Origin of the sequence: Pantoea sp. F_5, from assembly GCF_008631595.1 — a bacterium.
In the GTDB taxonomy this organism is placed as follows: Bacteria; Pseudomonadota; Gammaproteobacteria; order Enterobacterales; family Enterobacteriaceae; genus Pantoea; species Pantoea gossypiicola.
Window position 1 is genome coordinate 1 of the sequence record NZ_VWUO01000022.1, and the last position, 16,695, is coordinate 16,695.

At 55.3% G+C, this 16,695-nt stretch carries 15 protein-coding genes; 8 read left to right on the top strand and 7 right to left on the bottom strand.

From position 1 onward, the window contains the following. The first annotated feature begins 293 nt into the window (after window positions 1-293). The 5 genes from F3I44_RS20875 to F3I44_RS20895 all read left to right on the top strand — a co-directional run bounded on the left by F3I44_RS20875 (window position 294) and on the right by F3I44_RS20895 (window position 6,796). Complete coding sequence (locus F3I44_RS20875; protein ID WP_150015334.1) at window positions 294-1,220, top strand: aminoimidazole riboside kinase; 927 nt, start codon at window positions 294-296, stop codon at window positions 1,218-1,220. 159 nt (window positions 1,221-1,379) lie between these two features. After that, entirely contained in the window at window positions 1,380-2,915 is a 1,536-nt protein-coding gene (locus F3I44_RS20880) for a carbohydrate porin (protein ID WP_150015335.1), read from the top strand. A 67-nt stretch (window positions 2,916-2,982) separates the two neighbouring features. Then, complete coding sequence (locus F3I44_RS20885; protein WP_150015336.1) at window positions 2,983-4,353, top strand: sucrose-specific PTS transporter subunit IIBC; 1,371 nt, start codon at window positions 2,983-2,985, stop codon at window positions 4,351-4,353. Then, window positions 4,353-5,762, top strand: coding sequence for a sucrose-6-phosphate hydrolase (locus F3I44_RS20890; protein ID WP_150015337.1), 1,410 nt, complete (start codon window positions 4,353-4,355; stop codon window positions 5,760-5,762). The genes F3I44_RS20885 and F3I44_RS20890 overlap by 1 nt, the downstream gene beginning before the upstream one ends. Before the next feature lie 29 nt (window positions 5,763-5,791). After that, entirely contained in the window at window positions 5,792-6,796 is a 1,005-nt protein-coding gene (locus F3I44_RS20895) for a substrate-binding domain-containing protein (RefSeq protein ID WP_150015338.1), read from the top strand. A gap of 28 nt (window positions 6,797-6,824) precedes the next feature. Here the strand turns inward: F3I44_RS20895 and F3I44_RS20900 are convergent, their stop codons facing one another. The 4 genes from F3I44_RS20900 to F3I44_RS20915 form a co-directional block, all read right to left on the bottom strand. After that, complete coding sequence (locus F3I44_RS20900; RefSeq protein WP_150015339.1) at window positions 6,825-8,015, bottom strand: cytochrome P450; 1,191 nt, start codon at window positions 8,013-8,015, stop codon at window positions 6,825-6,827. A 22-nt stretch (window positions 8,016-8,037) separates the two neighbouring features. Then, a complete protein-coding gene (locus F3I44_RS20905; RefSeq protein ID WP_150015340.1) occupies window positions 8,038-8,583 on the bottom strand; it encodes a chorismate mutase in 546 nt (181 codons plus the stop codon). Between the two features lie 320 nt (window positions 8,584-8,903). Beyond that, on the bottom strand, window positions 8,904-10,070 hold the full coding sequence (locus F3I44_RS20910) for a zinc-dependent alcohol dehydrogenase (RefSeq protein WP_150015341.1): 1,167 nt from the start codon (window positions 10,068-10,070) through the stop codon (window positions 8,904-8,906). Next, window positions 10,071-10,604 (bottom strand): SRPBCC family protein, encoded by a 534-nt coding sequence (locus tag F3I44_RS20915; RefSeq protein WP_150015342.1) that lies wholly within the window; start codon window positions 10,602-10,604, stop codon window positions 10,071-10,073. A 228-nt stretch (window positions 10,605-10,832) separates the two neighbouring features. Between F3I44_RS20915 and F3I44_RS20920 the strand changes: the two genes are divergently transcribed. Then, window positions 10,833-11,078, top strand: coding sequence for a hypothetical protein (locus tag F3I44_RS20920; RefSeq protein ID WP_150015343.1), 246 nt, complete (start codon window positions 10,833-10,835; stop codon window positions 11,076-11,078). A 1-nt stretch (window position 11,079) separates the two neighbouring features. Here F3I44_RS20920 and F3I44_RS20925 read toward each other — a convergent pair whose 3' ends face one another. Together F3I44_RS20925 and F3I44_RS23805 are read right to left on the bottom strand one after the other, a co-directional pair. Next, window positions 11,080-11,991 carry an N-acetyltransferase gene (locus F3I44_RS20925; protein WP_150015344.1) on the bottom strand — a complete coding sequence of 304 codons (912 nt, stop codon included), beginning with the start codon at window positions 11,989-11,991 and terminating at the stop codon, window positions 11,080-11,082. Window positions 11,992-11,999: 8 nt separating this feature from the next. Then, window positions 12,000-12,140, bottom strand: coding sequence for a hypothetical protein (locus F3I44_RS23805; protein WP_156085420.1), 141 nt, complete (start codon window positions 12,138-12,140; stop codon window positions 12,000-12,002). A 317-nt stretch (window positions 12,141-12,457) separates the two neighbouring features. Between F3I44_RS23805 and F3I44_RS20930 the strand changes: the two genes are divergently transcribed. Both F3I44_RS20930 and F3I44_RS20940 read left to right on the top strand, forming a co-directional pair. Further along, complete coding sequence (locus tag F3I44_RS20930; protein ID WP_150015345.1) at window positions 12,458-12,667, top strand: hypothetical protein; 210 nt, start codon at window positions 12,458-12,460, stop codon at window positions 12,665-12,667. Window positions 12,668-13,064: 397 nt separating this feature from the next. After that, window positions 13,065-14,648: a diguanylate cyclase gene (locus tag F3I44_RS20940; protein ID WP_150015347.1), complete on the top strand. Its 1,584-nt coding sequence runs from the start codon at window positions 13,065-13,067 to the stop codon at window positions 14,646-14,648. A gap of 24 nt (window positions 14,649-14,672) precedes the next feature. On the opposite strand, the gene F3I44_RS20945 is transcribed toward F3I44_RS20940, so the two are convergent. Further along, complete coding sequence (locus tag F3I44_RS20945) at window positions 14,673-16,454, bottom strand: sensor domain-containing phosphodiesterase (protein WP_150015348.1); 1,782 nt, start codon at window positions 16,452-16,454, stop codon at window positions 14,673-14,675. Window positions 16,455-16,695: the final 241 nt, after the last annotated feature.

Consider the following 16,695-nt stretch of genomic DNA (forward strand, 5'->3'; position numbering starts at 1 on the left):
AGCATGAAGTTGAAGATAAACAACTGTCGCTTCATGAGGTGTAAAGAGAGGGCTCTAAGAGTCCGAACTTAGTACGCCCCCATGGGGCGGAAAACAAAGCCGCCTTCTATGAAGGCGGATTTTTACTCCTGCACTCTACACGTATTTGCCGGGCATGTGCCTGTGATGTCCTCTGACTATTCAGGTCTTCTGTTAATCATATATCACTTAAGCATGCTAACGCTTGAACCTTACGCTGTTTAGCGCTATAGCTAAAACGGTTTAGCTTTCAGGTTTAATCAGAGGAGTTTTTTATGTCTGTTCGCGTATGGTGCCTCGGGGATGCCGTGGTCGATTTGCTACCCGAAATGCCGGGCCGCCTGATGCAGTGTCCTGGTGGAGCACCCGCTAATGTTGCCGTTGGCATTGCCCGACTACAGGGAAACAGCGGTTTTATCGGAAGGGTGGGTGCAGATCCTTTTGGTGAGTTTATGCGGCAGACGCTCAGTGAGGAGAATGTTGATACCCGCTATATGATCGCCGATTCACAGCATCGCACGTCAACCGTGGTGGTCGGTCTGGATGAGGAGGGGGAGCGCTCTTTTACCTTTATGGTGCGGCCCAGTGCCGACCTGTTTCTTGAACCGTCAGATCTGCCTGAATTTCACCGTGGAGAATGGCTGCACTGCTGTTCGATAGCCCTGGCGGCGGAACCTTCACGTACTGCGACGCTGACCGCTATGCAACAAATCCGGGCGGCAGGCGGCCATGTCAGTTTCGATTTAAATCTGCGGGAAGATCTCTGGCCCGACCCGGGACTGCTGCATACGGTGGTGAATGAGGCCCTCAGTCATACAGACGTGGTGAAACTCTCCGACGAAGAACTCGATTTTCTCAGCCCGGGTCAGGAAGCGGCTGTCAGCATGCCGCAGCTGGCCGCAAAATTCAGCATTCGCTTATTACTGGTGACGCGTGGCAGGGAAGGGGTGATGGCCTGTTATCAGGGCCGTATAACCCACCATGCCACCACGCCCGTTGACAGCGTCGATACTACCGGTGCAGGTGATGCCTTTGTGGCCGGATTACTCTGGGAGCTGGCGAAGTCAGGGCTGACTGTTAATGAATCGCAGCTTGCCAGCTGCCTGCTGACTGCGCAACGCTGTGGCGCACTCGCAACCACGGCAAAAGGAGCCATGACAGCACTTCCCTGGCACCACCAGCTGGACGAGCTGGCTGGCTAATCATCCTGAAACGTCCCTGTTTTGGGAGCTATCTCACAATCACTAAACCGGTTTAGCTATTTTCATTGCAGAGGGAAATTACCCGTGGCTATGATTTGCACCTAAACCGGTTTAGCAAAAAATACCGGTGATGATAGCCTCTCCTCAGGGATATAAAAAATGAAAAAAAGCACGTTAGCCGTCGCCCTCTCTGCAATATTCTTTTCCACACCCGTCTGGGCCGATCCCAGTATGAGCAGCATTGAAGCCCGCCTGGCTGCAATGGAGCAGCGACTGCAGGCTGCTGAGCAGCGGGCGAATGCCGCTGAAAGCCGCGCAGAGGTTGCCGAAAAACAGGCCCAGATGGCTGAAAGACAGGCTCAGCAGCTGGCGGCGGTTCAGCAGCAGACCCAGACCTCCACCGCTGAGGTCGCGCAGCGCACCGCGAAACTGGAACAAAAATCTGCCGATGAAGGTGGCTTTGAGTTCCACGGTTATGCCCGCTCAGGATTATTGATGAACAGCTCCGCCGCCAAAACGCAGGGCGGCCCGACTGTAACCCCGGCTGGCGAAACCGGCGGTCACGTCGGGCGTCTGGGTAATGAGCCGGATACCTACGTTGAGCTCAATCTCGAACATAAGCAGACGCTGGACAATGGTGCGACAACCCGCTTCAAAGCAATGCTGGCCGATGGACAGCGCACCTACAACGACTGGACGGCCGCCAGCAGCGATCTCAACCTGCGTCAGGCGTTTGTCGAACTCGGCCAGCTTCCGACCTTCACCGGCGCGTTTGATAACGCAACCGTATGGGCCGGTAAGCGTTTTGATCGTGATAACTTCGATATTCACTGGCTCGACTCCGATGTGGTTTTCCTTGCCGGAACCGGCGCCGGTATTTACGACATGAAATGGGCCGAGCAGGCGCGCAGCAACATCTCGCTTTATGGTCGTACTTTTGGTGACATCGAAAACAATGAAAACACCGCACAGAACTACATCCTGTCGCTGAATAATTTTGTCGGCCCGGTGCAGATGATGGTCAGCGGTATGCGGGCGAAAGATAACGACGATCGTCGGGATATCGACGGCCTCCGTGTCAAAAGCGATGCGGCAGAAACCGGCGTCCATGCGCTGCTGGGCCTGCATAACGACAGTTTTTATGGGCTGACAGAAGGTACGTCGAAAACAGCCCTGCTCTATGGTCATGGCCTTGGCGCTGAGGTGAAGTCGATTGGATCTGACGGCGCACTGCTACCGGAAGCGGATACCTGGCGGCTGGCGAGTTACGGTACAACTCCCCTCGGCGGTGGCTGGCACATTGCGCCCGCCTTACTCGCACAGCGCAGTGACGATCGCTACGTCAAAGGTGACAGCTACGACTGGGCGACAGTCAACCTGCGGCTGATTCAGGAAATCACGCAGAACTTCGAGATGCAGTATGAAGGCTCTTATCAGTACATGGATCTGCGTCCGGAAGGCTACAACAACCGTAATGCGGTCAGCGGCAGCTTCACCAAACTCACCGTTGCGCCAACCCTGAAAGCCGGTGATGTCGGCGACTTCCTTAAACGACCGGAAATTCGTCTGTTTGCAACCTGGATGAACTGGGATCACCGGCTGGATAACTATGCCAGTGACGACGCGTTCGGCAGCAAAGGCTTCGATGCCGGCGGCGAATGGAACTTCGGCGTACAGATGGAAACCTGGTTCTGAGCCGGCGGCTCCGGCTGTCGGGGCCTGAACGCCACGCGGATAGAAACATAACAAGAGTGAGGTATGTATGGACTATGTAAAAATATCGCGGGCCCTGCTGCCCCTGCTGGGTGGCAAAGAGAACATTGCCAGCGCGGCTCACTGCGCCACCCGACTGCGGCTGGTGCTGGCAGATGATGAGAAAGCGGACACGAAAGCGATTGGCCAGATTGAAGGCGTTAAAGGCTGCTTCCGCAACGCGGGACAGCTTCAGGTTATCTTCGGCACCGGCGTGGTGAACAAGGTCTACGCCGCTTTTATCGCCGAGGCGGGCATCAGCGAATCGAGCAAGTCAGAAGCTGCTGATATTGCCGCCCGCAAGCTCAATCCTTTCCAGCGCATCGCTCGCCTGCTGTCGAACATCTTTGTGCCGATCATTCCGGCGATCGTGGCATCGGGCCTGCTGATGGGCCTGCTGGGGATGGTTAAAACCTACGGCTGGGTCAATCCGGAAAATGCACTCTACATCATGCTGGATATGTGCAGCTCGGCGGCCTTTATTATCCTGCCAATCCTGATTGGTTTTACGGCGGCCCGCGAGTTTGGCGGTAACCCGTTTCTGGGAGCGACGCTGGGCGGCATTCTGACGCACCCGGCGCTGACCAACGCCTGGGGCGTCGCCGCCGGTTTCCATACCATGAACTTCTTCGGCATTGAAGTGGCGATGATTGGCTATCAGGGTACGGTATTCCCGGTACTGCTGGCGGTGTGGTTTATGAGCATGCTGGAAAAGCAGTTGCGTCGGGTGATCCCGGATGCGCTCGATCTGATCCTGACCCCGTTCCTGACGGTGATTATCTCCGGCTTTATCGCGCTGCTGATTATCGGTCCGGCGGGCCGTATGCTGGGCGATGGTATCTCCTTTGTGCTCAGTACCCTGATTGCGCATGCCGGCTGGCTGGCAGGTCTGGTCTTTGGCGGACTCTATTCGGTGATTGTCATCACCGGCGTGCATCACAGTTTCCATGCGATTGAGGCGGGGCTGCTGGGTAACCCGTCTATCGGGGTTAATTTCCTGCTGCCTATCTGGGCAATGGCGAACGTCGCTCAGGGCGGGGCCTGTCTGGCGGTGTGGTTTAAAACACGCGATGCGAAGATCAAAGCAATTTCGCTGCCCTCCGCGTTTTCAGCACTGCTGGGGATCACCGAGGCGGCTATCTTTGGTATCAACCTGCGGTTTGTGAAACCCTTTATCGCGGGTCTGGTGGGCGGCGCGCTGGGCGGTGCCTGGGTGGTGTCGGTCCATGTTTATATGACGGCGGTCGGACTGACCGGTCTGCCCGGCATGGCGATTGTTAAGGCGGGTTCTCTGCTCAATTATGTCATCGGTGTCGCCATCGCGTTCACCACCGCGTTTGTGATCTCTTATCTGCTCAAATACAAAACGGACTCTGAATAATGGCTTCATCAACACGTCTTGCCGCCATTCTGCAGGCGGTGATGCAGGATATGCCAAAGGCGCTCAGCGACAGCCACTATCCCGGCTGGCATCTGGCCCCAGTTACCGGACTACTAAACGATCCCAACGGCTTCATTCATTTCGACGGTCACTATCATCTCTTCTACCAGTGGAACGCGCTGGGCTGTGCGCATCAGCATAAATGCTGGGGGCACTGGCGCTCAACCGATCTGCTGAACTGGGAGCATCAGCCCATCGCGCTGATGCCGGATGAGGAGTATGACCGCAGTGGCTGCTATTCCGGCAGCGCAGTCGACGATAACGGCGTACTGACACTGGTCTACACCGGCAACGTAAAATTCGACGATGGCTCGCGCACGGCGTGGCAGTGCCTGGCGCAGCAGAACAGTGCGGGCGGTTTTGACAAGCTTGGCCCGGTCATCGCCGTGCCGGAGGGTTATACCGGCCACGTTCGCGATCCTAAAGTGTGGTGTCATGACGATGGCTGGTACATGGTGCTGGCGGCACAGAATATAGAGCGGCAGGGCAGGGTGCTGCTGCTGCGTTCTGACAATCTGCGGGAGTGGCAGAATCTTGGCGAGATCGCGGGCAGCGGACTGGGCGGGCTGGATGCCGCGGGTTATATGTGGGAGTGCCCGGACATGTTCACGCTCGGCGACAGCACCTATCTGATCTGCTGTCCGCAGGGTGTTGCGCCCGAAGAGAAGCGCTTTCTGAACAGCCACGCGTGCGCCTGGCTGAGTGGCGACCTGGATTATCATCAGCCTGCATACCAGCACGGCCCGCTGAACGAAATGGATGCCGGCTTTGAATTTTATGCTCCGCAAACCACGCTGACCGCGGATGGCCGGCGTCTGCTGGTGGGCTGGATGGGGACGCCGGACGGTGAAGAGATGGCCCAGCCAACCGTGGCGCAGGGCTGGATCCACCAGATGACCTGTCTGCGCGAGCTGAGTTCACGTAACGGGCGGCTCTGTCAGCAGCCCATCGCGGAACTGCAGGCGTTGCGCGAGAACGAGCAGCACTATCAGGGCCGCGCCGATGATGCGCCGCAGATTGCCGCACAGCGGCTTGAGCTTGAGCTTGAGAGCCAGGGCGACATCGAACTCAATTTCGCCGATACCCTGATCCTGACATGGCAGCACAACGAACTGCGGCTTGCCCGTCGTAGCCTGGTGTCGGGTGAATGGACGTATCGTTACTGGACCGGGGCAGCCCGCCGGTTACAGATTCTGTGTGACCACTCCAGCGTTGAGATCTTCATCAACGACGGGGAAGGGGTGATGAGCAGCCGCTATTTTCCGGACCAGCCGGCGCTGCTGACTCTGCACGGGCGCGCAGAACTGCAGGCGCGCTACTGGTCGTTACGTCGCTGCATGGTAGAATAAGCCCTTGTTTCCCTAACCGATGTCTTGCCGTGAGAAAAACAAAACGCGTTACCATCAGTGATATCGCCGGGCTGGCCGGGGTTTCAAAAGCCACTGCCAGCCTGGTGCTCAACGGCCGTGGCGAAGAGTTACGGGTCGCGAAGGAGACGCGTGAGCGGGTTCTGACGCTGGCCCGCGAACACCATTATCAGCCCAGTATCCATGCGCGGATGTTGCACGATGCCCGCAGTCATACGCTGGGGCTGGTAGTGCCGGAGATCACGAACCACGGTTTCGCTGCCTTTTCTCATGCGCTGGAAAATCTCTGCCGTGCGGCGGGTCTGCAGCTGCTGATCGCCTGTACCGACGAAAATGCCGGTCAGGAACGGGTCGTGGTCAACAATCTGGTGGCGCGTCAGGTCGACGGCCTGATTGTTGCCTCCAGTATGCTGACCGACAGCGACTATGTCAGCCTCAGCGAACAGCTGCCGGTGCTGCTGTTTGACCGCCACATGAACAACACGACGTTGCCCTGGGTCATCACCGACTCCGTGACGCCCACCGCTGAGCTGGTTGAAAAGCTGGCGCGCGCCTGTCCGGATGAGATCTACTTTATGGGCGGACAGTCCGATCTCTCTCCGACTCAGGATCGTCTGGCGGGATTCAGAGAGGGGCTGGCGCGGGCCGGTGTGACGCTAAAGCCGGAGTGGGTAATCCAGGGGAACTACCATCCCGGCAGCGGTTACGAGATGTTTGCCGCGCTATGTCAGCGGCTGGGGCGGCCACCCAAAGCAATGTTCACTGCGGCCTGCGGCCTGCTGGAAGGGGTACTGCGTTACATGAGTGAGCATAACCTACTGACCAGCGATATCCGCATCGCCAGTTTTGATGACCACTATCTTTATGATTCACTGTCGATTCCTGTCGACACCGTAGAGCAGAACGTTCCGGCGCTCGCGCAGGCCTGTTTTTCTATGCTGACCACGATGATTGCCGGAAATGATCCCGCAGACAGTCAGCTGGTGCTGCCTGCCACGCTGCGGCTGCGCGGCTAAATGCCGGGCGCTTCTGGCCCCGGCGGCTTCACCACTCGACCGGCAGGGCGCTGACACCACGCAGGTTAGCTCTGTGGTTGCGGCGAACCCCGGTGGTTACCGGCCGCATCGCTGGCAGGCGGGTCAGCAATACCTGTAACGCCACCTCCATTTCTGCCAGTGCCAGCCGGTAGCCCATACAGTGATGTATCCCGCCACCGAATGCCAGGCAGCGTCCCTCATGCCGTCGGATATTAACCCGCTCCGGCGAGGTGAAGACAAGTGGGTCATGATTGGCTGCGCCCAGACTCAGAAAGAAACGCGTTCCGGGCGGAATGAGCTGGCCTGCCACCTCAATCTCTTCCAGCGTCGTACGGTAAAGCATCTGGACCGAACTGTCGTAGCGCAGACACTCCTGTATAGCATTGGGTATCAGCGCATGATTCTGTTGCAGACATGCCAGTTCCTGCGGATGGTCATGCAGAGCCAGAATGATGTTACAGAGCATATTTGAGGTGGTCTCATGACCGGCAAGAAACAGCAGTATCACATTGGCGATGATCTCATCGTGACTTAGCCGGTCACCGTCGCTACCGCTACGCAGAAATAGGGACACCAGATCGCGGGCGCTGCTGTCACGGCGAGCGACGATCAGGGCGCTGAAGTAACTTTCCAGTACGGCAAACGCATCGGCGGCTTCAAGCAGATCTGCCTGGCTGATTTGCGGGTCGAAAACTTTGACCAGCACAGACGTGAGGCGACCCAGTTCAGACGCATCCGACTCCGGGACATCCAGCATCCTGCAGATAATGCGCACCGGTAGCGGAAAAGCGAATGCCTGTACCAGATCGCAGGTACGAAGGCCTGCCAGTGCATCAACCAGATCATTGGCTATCGTCAGCGCCATCTCTCTGAGGGGATGAATTTCCCGGGCGCTGAACGCTTTCATGACCAGTGCTCTCAACCGGTTGTGGTCCGGCGGATTCAGCACCAGAAACATTCTGCCGATGCCCTGAAACAGCGGCATGTCGGCAGCGGCATCACCAAATCTTAACCTGACACTTTCTATATAATTCTTACCGACCCGCCGATCGTTCAGCAGTGCTTCCACCACCGCGTGACTGCCGCTGATGATGATCTTATCCCCGGCCGGAATAAGCGGGCCCTGCCGATGCAGTTCTCGATAAAGCGGAAAGGGATTGTCAGCGTAGTCGGGGTTCATCAGTTCATGAAGCTGCATAGCTCACTCCTCGGCTTAAGGATTAATGCGAGCGCTGAATGCGGGCGAGAGAAGCGAAAAGGTTGTTTTTATCACTTTCACTGAGGTGGGGTGCCGTGAGCTGTGACATCAGAAATGCTTTGTCCTCCTGCGAGAAGGTGCCGGTCATCAGGTGCTGGCTGATCGCAGCCAGCACCTGGTTATCCAGCCGTTCAATCTGCTGCCGGGTTACGGCCAGATCGACAACGGATACGTCACTCTCCGGTGCTGAAAGCCAGTCAGCGCGATAGCGATACTGAATCGCTTTGCTGGCGTTCATCAAAGCATGGACAAAAGGCTCAACCGATTGAGGTTCAAGTCCTGCCTGCTGCGCGTTATGCAGCATATTATCCAGAACAACCTGCTCACGAGGCAGATCCTCAACGGATAAATGATGCTGCGCTTTATAACCCGCCACAGCCTTCATGACCTGCATACGTTCATTCAATGCGGTGGAAAGAGCATCGAGTGATACAGAGGAAACCGAGCCTGCGAAAACGTTGCTGCACATGAACAGGGAAGAGAGAAAAACTGCCACATATTGCATCATTGGTCTGCTCCATAAATGAAAACTGGCACTAATTTATGCATGAAAAAATAACTTAGTGTGATTATTTTGTTTTCAAAATGTGAACAGGCAGGGGTGACTGCTTAGCGTTTACAGACGTCTGATTCCGATGTGTTTTTTTGACTTTTCGTTCATAAAAAATTCATATCAGCATGGAATGATGGTGGGTTAATTCAGGTTCAGCCGGGCCGTAACAGGCTCTTCTCATCTTTCTTTGAGCGTCCGGGAATAACTAGGGTTTTTTCAGGATTCAGGAAAGATCCCGCAGGGCGGCAGCGCCGCCCGAATCGGTTTATGTGTTTTCAGGGCACGAACACGGCACGAACGCAGCCATCTTCTTTGTGTTTGAACATCTCATAGCCTCGCGGGGCCTCTTCCAGTGGAAAACGATGTGTCGCCATAAAAGCCGGATTAAGCTCATTTCTGGCAACATGCTCCAGCAGGCGATGCATGTAGCGTTGCCCGTGCTGCTGGGCGGTACGAATGGTCAGGCTTTTATTGATCATCAGCCCCAGCGGAAACTTATCCATCACGCCATACACCCCCAGAATCGCGATGTTGCCGCCTTTACGGCAGGCATATAACGCCTGGCGCAAGGCTGCTCCGACATCCGTTTCCAGATGCAGCAACTGTTTGGTCTTGTCATAGACCTGACTTAATCCTTCACCACGGGCTTCCATGCCGACAGCATCTATACAGCTGTCCGGACCGCGCCCGCCGGTTAACTCAAGCAGCGCTTCATTGATATCCACCTCGGTGTAATCCAGCGTTATGCTGCCTGCGAAGTCGCGTGCCATGGCCAGCCGTTCAGGATAGCGATCGATACCGATGACCTGATGCGCGCCCATCAGCCAGGCGCTTTGCTGTGCCATCAGTCCGACACCGCCACAGCCCCAGACCACCACGGTGTCACCCGGATGAATATTACAGAAGTCGGCACCCATATAACCGGTCGGCGTCGCATCGGAGAGGAACAGCGCCTGCTCATCGGTTACGCCTTCGGGCACGACGAAGCAATCATTGTCGGCAAAGGGCACGCGAACATACTCTGCATGTGAGCCGGCATAACCGCCAAACGCGTGGCTGTAAGCATAAATGCCGCCCGTGGCATGACCGAGCACCGTTTCGCCTTTCTCCCACTGCGGATGCGTATTGTCACAGCAGGAGGGCAACTGATGCTGGCAATACCAGCAGGAGCCACAGGAGATAAAAGAGGGCACGACTACCCGATCGCCGCGCCGGATATTTTTTACCGCATGGCCAACTTCAACGACCTCGCCCATAAATTCATGACCCAGGATATCGCCCTCTCGCATACTCGGGATCAGGCCGTCAATGACGTGCAGATCGGAGCCGCAGGTGGTCGTGAGCCTGACGCGAATAATCGCATCATGAGGATTGAGCAGGCCGGGGTCGGCCACGGTTTCAACGCTTAAATCGTTGACGCCATTCCAGCAGAGTGCGCGCATTTATTTCTCCTTATCCTGACGTCCGCCATGACGACCCGCAGGCTGCCCGTGCAGGGTAGGAATCTCACCGGTTTCAGCCAGACTTTTAAAGCGATGTAACGCTTTGCTGGCTACCTCTTTTGGCAGCAGATCAAATAACGTCGTTACTTTTTTTCCCAGTGCGCCACCCGGCGGCGTGAACTGCAGAGTCAGAGCCAGCTCGGTGCCCCATTCTCCCGGAGCCGGGCGCAGGCGCAGTTCACCTTCGTTAGGAATATCTGCATCCTCAAGCGAGCGCCAGGCAATAACTTCGCCTGGCTGCGCTTCAACAATGCGGGTATCCCAGCGGTAGTGCTTACCCAGTGGACCCTCAATCTGCCAGTGTGCATCGCTTTTATTGACCGGCGTCACGCTGGCAAAGTGGCTCATAATGCGGGGCAGGGTATCTGGCTCAAGCCACAGGTTAAAAAGCTCGGTAGCGGGCAGGCCCACAGTAATCCAGCGCCGTAGCGTGAGGGTATTATCACTGGCGGTAGTCAGGGATGTTGATGTCAAAATGTCCTCCGATTGTTTTCTCAGTGGAACAAAACTACTGAGTTTGAGTTAAGGACAGCTGGCGGAATTTTGCGAGCGAAGCCGCGCCCTGCTGGTCATCTCTGCAAGGCTATAAAGCTTCTGCGATGCATGCCGGGTTATGCGCACAGTAAGACGTCATGCCTGCCGGATAATCGGTATAATACGTGCCGCTGGTTTCATCATTTTTAGCAGCAAAAAGAGGCAGATATGTCTGTAACTGAAACGTCAGCCAGTGATAAAAATGTCGCGGAACTCGTCGGGACCCTGGAAAAACAGGCGGCAAATCGTGCGGATGCCTACTGGCACAACGGTCTGAAAAGCAGCACCAGAATCGCACTGGAAAAAATTAATCATGCGGTTGAGGCAAAGTGGATTGGCGCAGAAGACGGTCTGAACCTGAAGCAGCGCGTTTACAGCATTCAGGATAAATTGATTGAGCTGGCGCTGTGGTGATTCAGATGGCCCGGCGCTCCGCCCGTAGATCTGCGGGGGTAAAAAAGTGATATTTCAGCACGCAGCGCCGTCCCGCATTTTGCGCGCTTCGCAGAGACGGCGTATTGCCGGGCAGAATGGTGCCGGTCAGCATCGCATCATGACCGCAGTAATGGTGGAGCTGATGCAGCAAACGCTCCTGAGCGCGTGCAGCCAGTCCACGGCCCTGATACGTCGGAAGAATCACCTCATCCATAATCTGAAATCCCTCAATAAAGGCCAGTCGTCGCGGCACGCAAATCATCAACCCCGCCATCATGCCCTGCCAGAGGATCAGAAACACATGTCCCCCGGCAATATCGTCCCGTAATTCCTGCCTGCTGGTGGCCATCAGCTGATCCCGCAGATGCGGCAGCGTGTGCCAGCTGGCACGATAAGCGCGGTTAATAGCAGAGCTACAGAGGGGATAATCTTTCCGGCAGGCCGTAATCAGCGAAATCTGTCGGTCGTCAGACGCGGAGTGTGAGCCCGGAATGCTGAGGTAAATCAGCTGATCGGTTATACCAATATCAGGATCGGTTGCCGGCAGCAGAATACGCATCTTCAGCGGCCTGATCGTTTGCCACTCACGCATGATGCCGGCTGCGGCTGCGTAATCCAGTGCACCATCACGGGCCACGATCTCGATAAAAGGCTGAGCGGGGTCGCCCCCCAGATAGCGCGGTCCGGTGAGAAAACGCTGCCCATTAATCATCAGTTCGCGCTGCAAAAAGGTGTGCTGGGGCAGGCCGGTTTCACGCCAGGGAAAGGCGGCGGAGAAGTGATGATCGTGGCACCGGGCCTGCTGCTGCGCCAGCCAGCGGGTCAGCCAGCCGCTGAGACATTCAGATGAGACAGGCACAGTACGGTAGAGCGATAACATATAATTCAGCATAAAATTCCTTATTGCCCGCCGTCAGTAATCTCCTGCTTCTCTGCGTACACTACAGAACCGTGCCGATAAGGCTGCTGAGAGTGTAAACGATGCGTTCGCTTTATGACCATCACCATCGCATCGGTCAGCACGAATATCTGGCGTTTCATAAAGATTCCGGGCCTGCCGCACACAGGTTCACATGCCGGAAATGCTGTCAGATAAACGTCATCATCCTGTGCACTTGTTATCGCCGCTGGCTGTGCTGATTTAAAAAAACAAAGAATATTTCCCCGATTTTTGGCACGTTACGCAAACATGGTCAAATTAATTGATGCAACGGGACTAATTTGCCCAAAAAATAAAAATATTCGTTTTTTACGTAAATATTACGGAATCAGATAATCGGCAGCCGGTAAATGGATTATGCTAAACAGGCTGTTCAATAATTATAAAATGCACCATCTTTTTAACTCCCGGGGGTTATATGGTCCATATTGATTTATGTACCAAAGAGGGCGTGATGAAGGCTTATGCTTTCCAGACGCCCATGCAGGCAATGAACCTGCTGGATAAAATTAAAGATGATGAATTCCAGTGGTTTAATCTGGAGTGGGAAGGGTGTCGCTTTACCTGTCCGCATCAGTTTATTAAAAGACTCAGCAGTTGTTCTTATATTAAGTCGTTCTGGCGTTAATCCGACCGCAATGATTAAGCCTGTGCCTGACTGCGTATTCATAACGCAGATTTAATTTAACTGTTTTACGAGCAATTCATTCACGATGATAAACGGGGCAGATTATGCCCCGTTATTTTTCGTGCCTGCAGCACCTCACGCTGGTGCTCAGCGATAATAAGGCACCTCACCTGAGACAGTCGCAGGTTAAACAGTTTCATTATTACTGCTTAATTATTTTAGACTGCTGTTTATCAGTGCCTGAGAAATGCTCAACAAGACCTTATGCAAGTCTGTACGGATTTGTCCTGCGCCCGGCAATGCATCGTGATCCACTGTAAATCCGCTTCTTTTCTTCCCTTGACGTTAAGCATCAACTGTTACACTCAGGTGATACTTGATCCGGATCCCGACCGCAATGCTCCATAAAAAAATGCGCCTTCGTTCGCTGCTGACTTTACTTTCCATTGGGGGCGTCATTCTGACCTCCGGTCTGCTACTGAGTGCGCTGCTACTGTTTCAGAAGGCCAATATTGAAGACAGCCTGCTTGAAGGAAACATTGCCTATGCCCGCAAACTGGCCGATACCACCGATCGTTATCTGACGACAGCGCAGCGGGAACTGGCCTGGAGTGCATCGCAGATCAAGGGCCTTAGCAATCTGAAGCAGCTAAAAGCAGAAACTGAGCGCCTGCGCATGCAGTCAGGCTTTTTCAACTCGGTGGTAGTGGTTAACCATGATGCCATCATTGCGGCAACCTCACCCGATAGCCTGAATCTGACAGGCATGAAACTTCACTCAGCAGCCAGTCTGCAGGCTATTACAACCCGTAAGCCCTTTATCTCCGCGCCCTTTACCTCTGCCGCCGGAAACTATGTGGTGTTTTTATCTCAGCCGCTGTTCAGCGAAGAGGGGGGCTATCTGGGTTATATCGGCGGCACCATATATCTAAAAAAACAGAGCATGCTGAGCGAAATCCTGAGCCAGCATTTTTATACCAAAGGATCGACGGTGAGCGTGGTCAGCAATGAGGGGCTGATTATTTTCAGCCATGACCCGACGCTCGTCGGAACGAAGATGCTGCTGAGTCTGGCCCTGCAGAAGCGCCTGTCCACCACGGAAAGTGGACATTTCACCCTGGAAAAGGGGGGGAAAAGCTATCTGACCGGCTATGGCACGCTGCAGAAAACCGGCTGGAACGTATTTATAACTGGCACCTCTGAAACGGTCAGGCATATTCTGCTGCGCACGGCGGAAAGCGCCATCTGGTTCGTTCTGGGCATTATTCTCCTGACGGCCAGCGTAATTGCGTTTATGGCTGGTCGGATCGCTTCGCCACTGGAAAAGCTGGCGGACAGAGTGCGGGATGGTGGCAGTGAAGCACAGGCGGAGTCACTCGCTACGGTCAAAACCTGGTATTACGAGGCTGACCGGCTCAAAGAAGCGGTGCAGGAGCATCGCCATGCGGTGGCAGGCCATCTGGCTGCGCTTAACGATGAGGCGATGACCGACCCGCTGACCGGGCTCTGCAACCGTCGCGGATTTTCAGCCCTGGCGGCGCAGGCAGACAGTGAGCATGAACAGTGTGTCATCGCGATTGATATTGACCATTTCAAGAAGATTAATGACTGGTACGGGCATGACGCAGGCGATGCGGTTCTGGTGAGCCTGGCGGCGTTACTGCGTCAGGCCTGTCGCACCGGGGATATCGTCAGCCGGTTTGGTGGCGAGGAGTTTATACTGCTGTTGCCTGACACCACGCTGGCTGAAGCCGCCCGCACCGCAGAACGCATCCGCGAGACCGTCTGCGCCACCACCTTCCCGTTCGCCGGGACGATGACTATATCCGCTGGCGTGGCTTCACGGGATGACCAGAGTCGCGATCGCGAGGCACTGCTGCGCCGGGCGGATGAAGCGCTTTACGAGGCAAAAGCGGCCGGGCGCAATACGGTGATCATTGCCGGGCCGGACGGATTCAGTACGCCTGAGTCTGCCAGATAAGATTGCGGGGCAGGGAAGTCAGGATCAGCACTTACTGCGTAATCGCCAGCCAAGCCACTCATCCAGCGCCGCTTCCGGCAGTGGCCTGGAGTAGAAAAATCCCTGAGCCTGGTCGCAGCCGAACTCGGTCAGCGCCGTAACAGTTTCCGCATTCTCCACGCCTTCGGCCAGCACCATGTAATCAAGGTCTTTGAGCATTGCAATAATACTGCGGGCAATGACACGCGATGCAGTGTCAGACGAAATTTCGCTGATCAGTGAGCGGTCCAGCTTGATCACATCCAGCGGCATGCGCCGCAGATAACTGATGTTACTGTAGCCGGTACCGAAGTCATCCAGTGAAATACCAAATCCCCGTAGCTTCAGCATCTCAAGCCCCTGTATCGCGGTCGGACTTTCCAGAATCCGTTCTGTTTCCAGACACTCAATGCCCAGCAGCGAAACCGGCAGCTTCGCTCTTAGCATCTTCTCTTCCAGTTCGTCAGCAAAATCGTCACGGGAAAAATCGCTGCTGCTGACGTTAATGGTGATGGGCAACTGAATATAGCTGTCGCGAAGACGGGCGAGGCGGGCAATCGCATGCTCTGTGACCCAGGCGGTCAGTTCGGTAAGCAGCTGGGTTTGCCCGGCAACGGGTAAAAACTGCGCAGGTGAAAGTTCGCCGCGCTGCGGATGCTGCCAGCGGATCAGCGCTTCCAGTCCTATCGGCTTACCGCTGTGAAGGCAGATTTTCGGCTGCCAGGCGAGCCATAACCCTTTATCCTCGCGTATTGCAGTGGCCAGGTCATGCATCAGGGTGAAATCCTGAGTATGACGCGTATCAGTGGCTTCACTGAACGGCATTGAGGCAACGTTGCGGGTAATGGCTTCGTGCAACGCGCTGCCCGCCCGCCGCAGGATCTCCTGGGCAGGCAATTCACCCGTGTTGAAACTTGCCTCACCAGTATGTGTCATCAGCGCAACCGACAGCCCATCGCCAAGATCGGCGCTGATCCCGGCCAGTTTATTGGCCACCCAACTGGCAGTGAGTGTGCTCTCCTGTCGTGTCAGCAGGGCAAAGCGTCCGGTTGCTACGGTGTAAAGCATTTCTCCCGGGGCAGGGCGCAGACGCAGCGGCAGCAGTGTCGCCACATCCTTCAGCAGGCTCTCAACCGGCCCCATGCCCATTGAGCGTGCCAGTTCGTAGGCACGCGGCATATCGATACAGTCAATCAGCACAAGCCGCCGTGGCGTGGTGTCTCCGGAGGTGGCAAGGAACTGCAGGTCGCGGATCAGACGCTGACGATTGGGCAGGCCAGTTACCGGGTCGGCAAAGCCAGCCGAGTACCAGGCGTCAAGAAAGGACATCACCAGCGCAGCGAGCATTTTCAGCATGGTTACCTGATCGTCACTGAAGCGATGAGGTGCCGTGTCGGTCACGCAGAGCGTACCCAGAATCAGACCGGTACTGCTTTTAAGCGGCACGCCAGCATAGAAACGGATAAAAGGCGCGCCGGTAATCAGCTTATGGTCAGCAAAGCGGCTATCAAGCAGGGTATCAGGCACCACCACGGTGCTGTCACTGTCCACGGCGTGCCGGCAGAGCGAGTCCTGTCGCGTGGAATGAGTGAGTGTGAAATTGTGCGCCGCTTTAACGTGCTGCATCTCATCATCCAGGACGGAGATAAAGCTGCCGGGAATACCAATGGCCTGGCTGGCCAGCCGGACGAACTGTCGCAACACATCGTCACGACTCTCGTCGTTACTGCGCAGCGCGTGCAGGGTTCGCGTACGGCAATCGTCGCCGCCGCTAAGGCTCATGAGCATGAATTCCTCCGCACCGTCTGATTACGGAGCGAAATTAAACAGAAAAATTGAAGGTTATAGCGTTATGACTACAGGCTATTTCTGTAAAAAGAAAGAGCCATAACGATTTATTTTTTATTACACCGCCTGCCAGACCTGAAGAGAATAGCAAATCACTTTTCTTTAACGAAATATTTTATGAATGACGATTCTATTATTTTGTCGTTAAAAACTTTTAATTTCTGAAATATCCTGCCAGGAT

Excerpts from the sequence above, each read along its gene's own strand:
- F3I44_RS20875 (WP_150015334.1), top strand. The coding sequence starts at position 294 with ATGTCTGTTCGCGTATGGTGCCTCGGGGATGCCGTGGTCGATTTGCTA.
- F3I44_RS20880 (WP_150015335.1), top strand. The coding sequence starts at position 1,380 with ATGAAAAAAAGCACGTTAGCCGTCGCCCTCTCTGCAATATTCTTTTCC.
- F3I44_RS20885 (WP_150015336.1), top strand. The coding sequence starts at position 2,983 with ATGGACTATGTAAAAATATCGCGGGCCCTGCTGCCCCTGCTGGGTGGC.
- F3I44_RS20890 (WP_150015337.1), top strand. The coding sequence starts at position 4,353 with ATGGCTTCATCAACACGTCTTGCCGCCATTCTGCAGGCGGTGATGCAG.
- F3I44_RS20900 (WP_150015339.1), bottom strand. The coding sequence starts at position 8,015 with ATGCAGCTTCATGAACTGATGAACCCCGACTACGCTGACAATCCCTTT.
- F3I44_RS20905 (WP_150015340.1), bottom strand. The coding sequence starts at position 8,583 with ATGATGCAATATGTGGCAGTTTTTCTCTCTTCCCTGTTCATGTGCAGC.
- F3I44_RS20910 (WP_150015341.1), bottom strand. The coding sequence starts at position 10,070 with ATGCGCGCACTCTGCTGGAATGGCGTCAACGATTTAAGCGTTGAAACC.
- F3I44_RS20920 (WP_150015343.1), top strand. The coding sequence starts at position 10,833 with ATGTCTGTAACTGAAACGTCAGCCAGTGATAAAAATGTCGCGGAACTC.
- F3I44_RS20925 (WP_150015344.1), bottom strand. The coding sequence starts at position 11,991 with ATGCTGAATTATATGTTATCGCTCTACCGTACTGTGCCTGTCTCATCT.
- F3I44_RS23805 (WP_156085420.1), bottom strand. The coding sequence starts at position 12,140 with ATGAAACGCCAGATATTCGTGCTGACCGATGCGATGGTGATGGTCATA.
- F3I44_RS20930 (WP_150015345.1), top strand. The coding sequence starts at position 12,458 with ATGGTCCATATTGATTTATGTACCAAAGAGGGCGTGATGAAGGCTTAT.
- F3I44_RS20940 (WP_150015347.1), top strand. The coding sequence starts at position 13,065 with ATGCTCCATAAAAAAATGCGCCTTCGTTCGCTGCTGACTTTACTTTCC.
- F3I44_RS20945 (WP_150015348.1), bottom strand. The coding sequence starts at position 16,454 with ATGCTCATGAGCCTTAGCGGCGGCGACGATTGCCGTACGCGAACCCTG.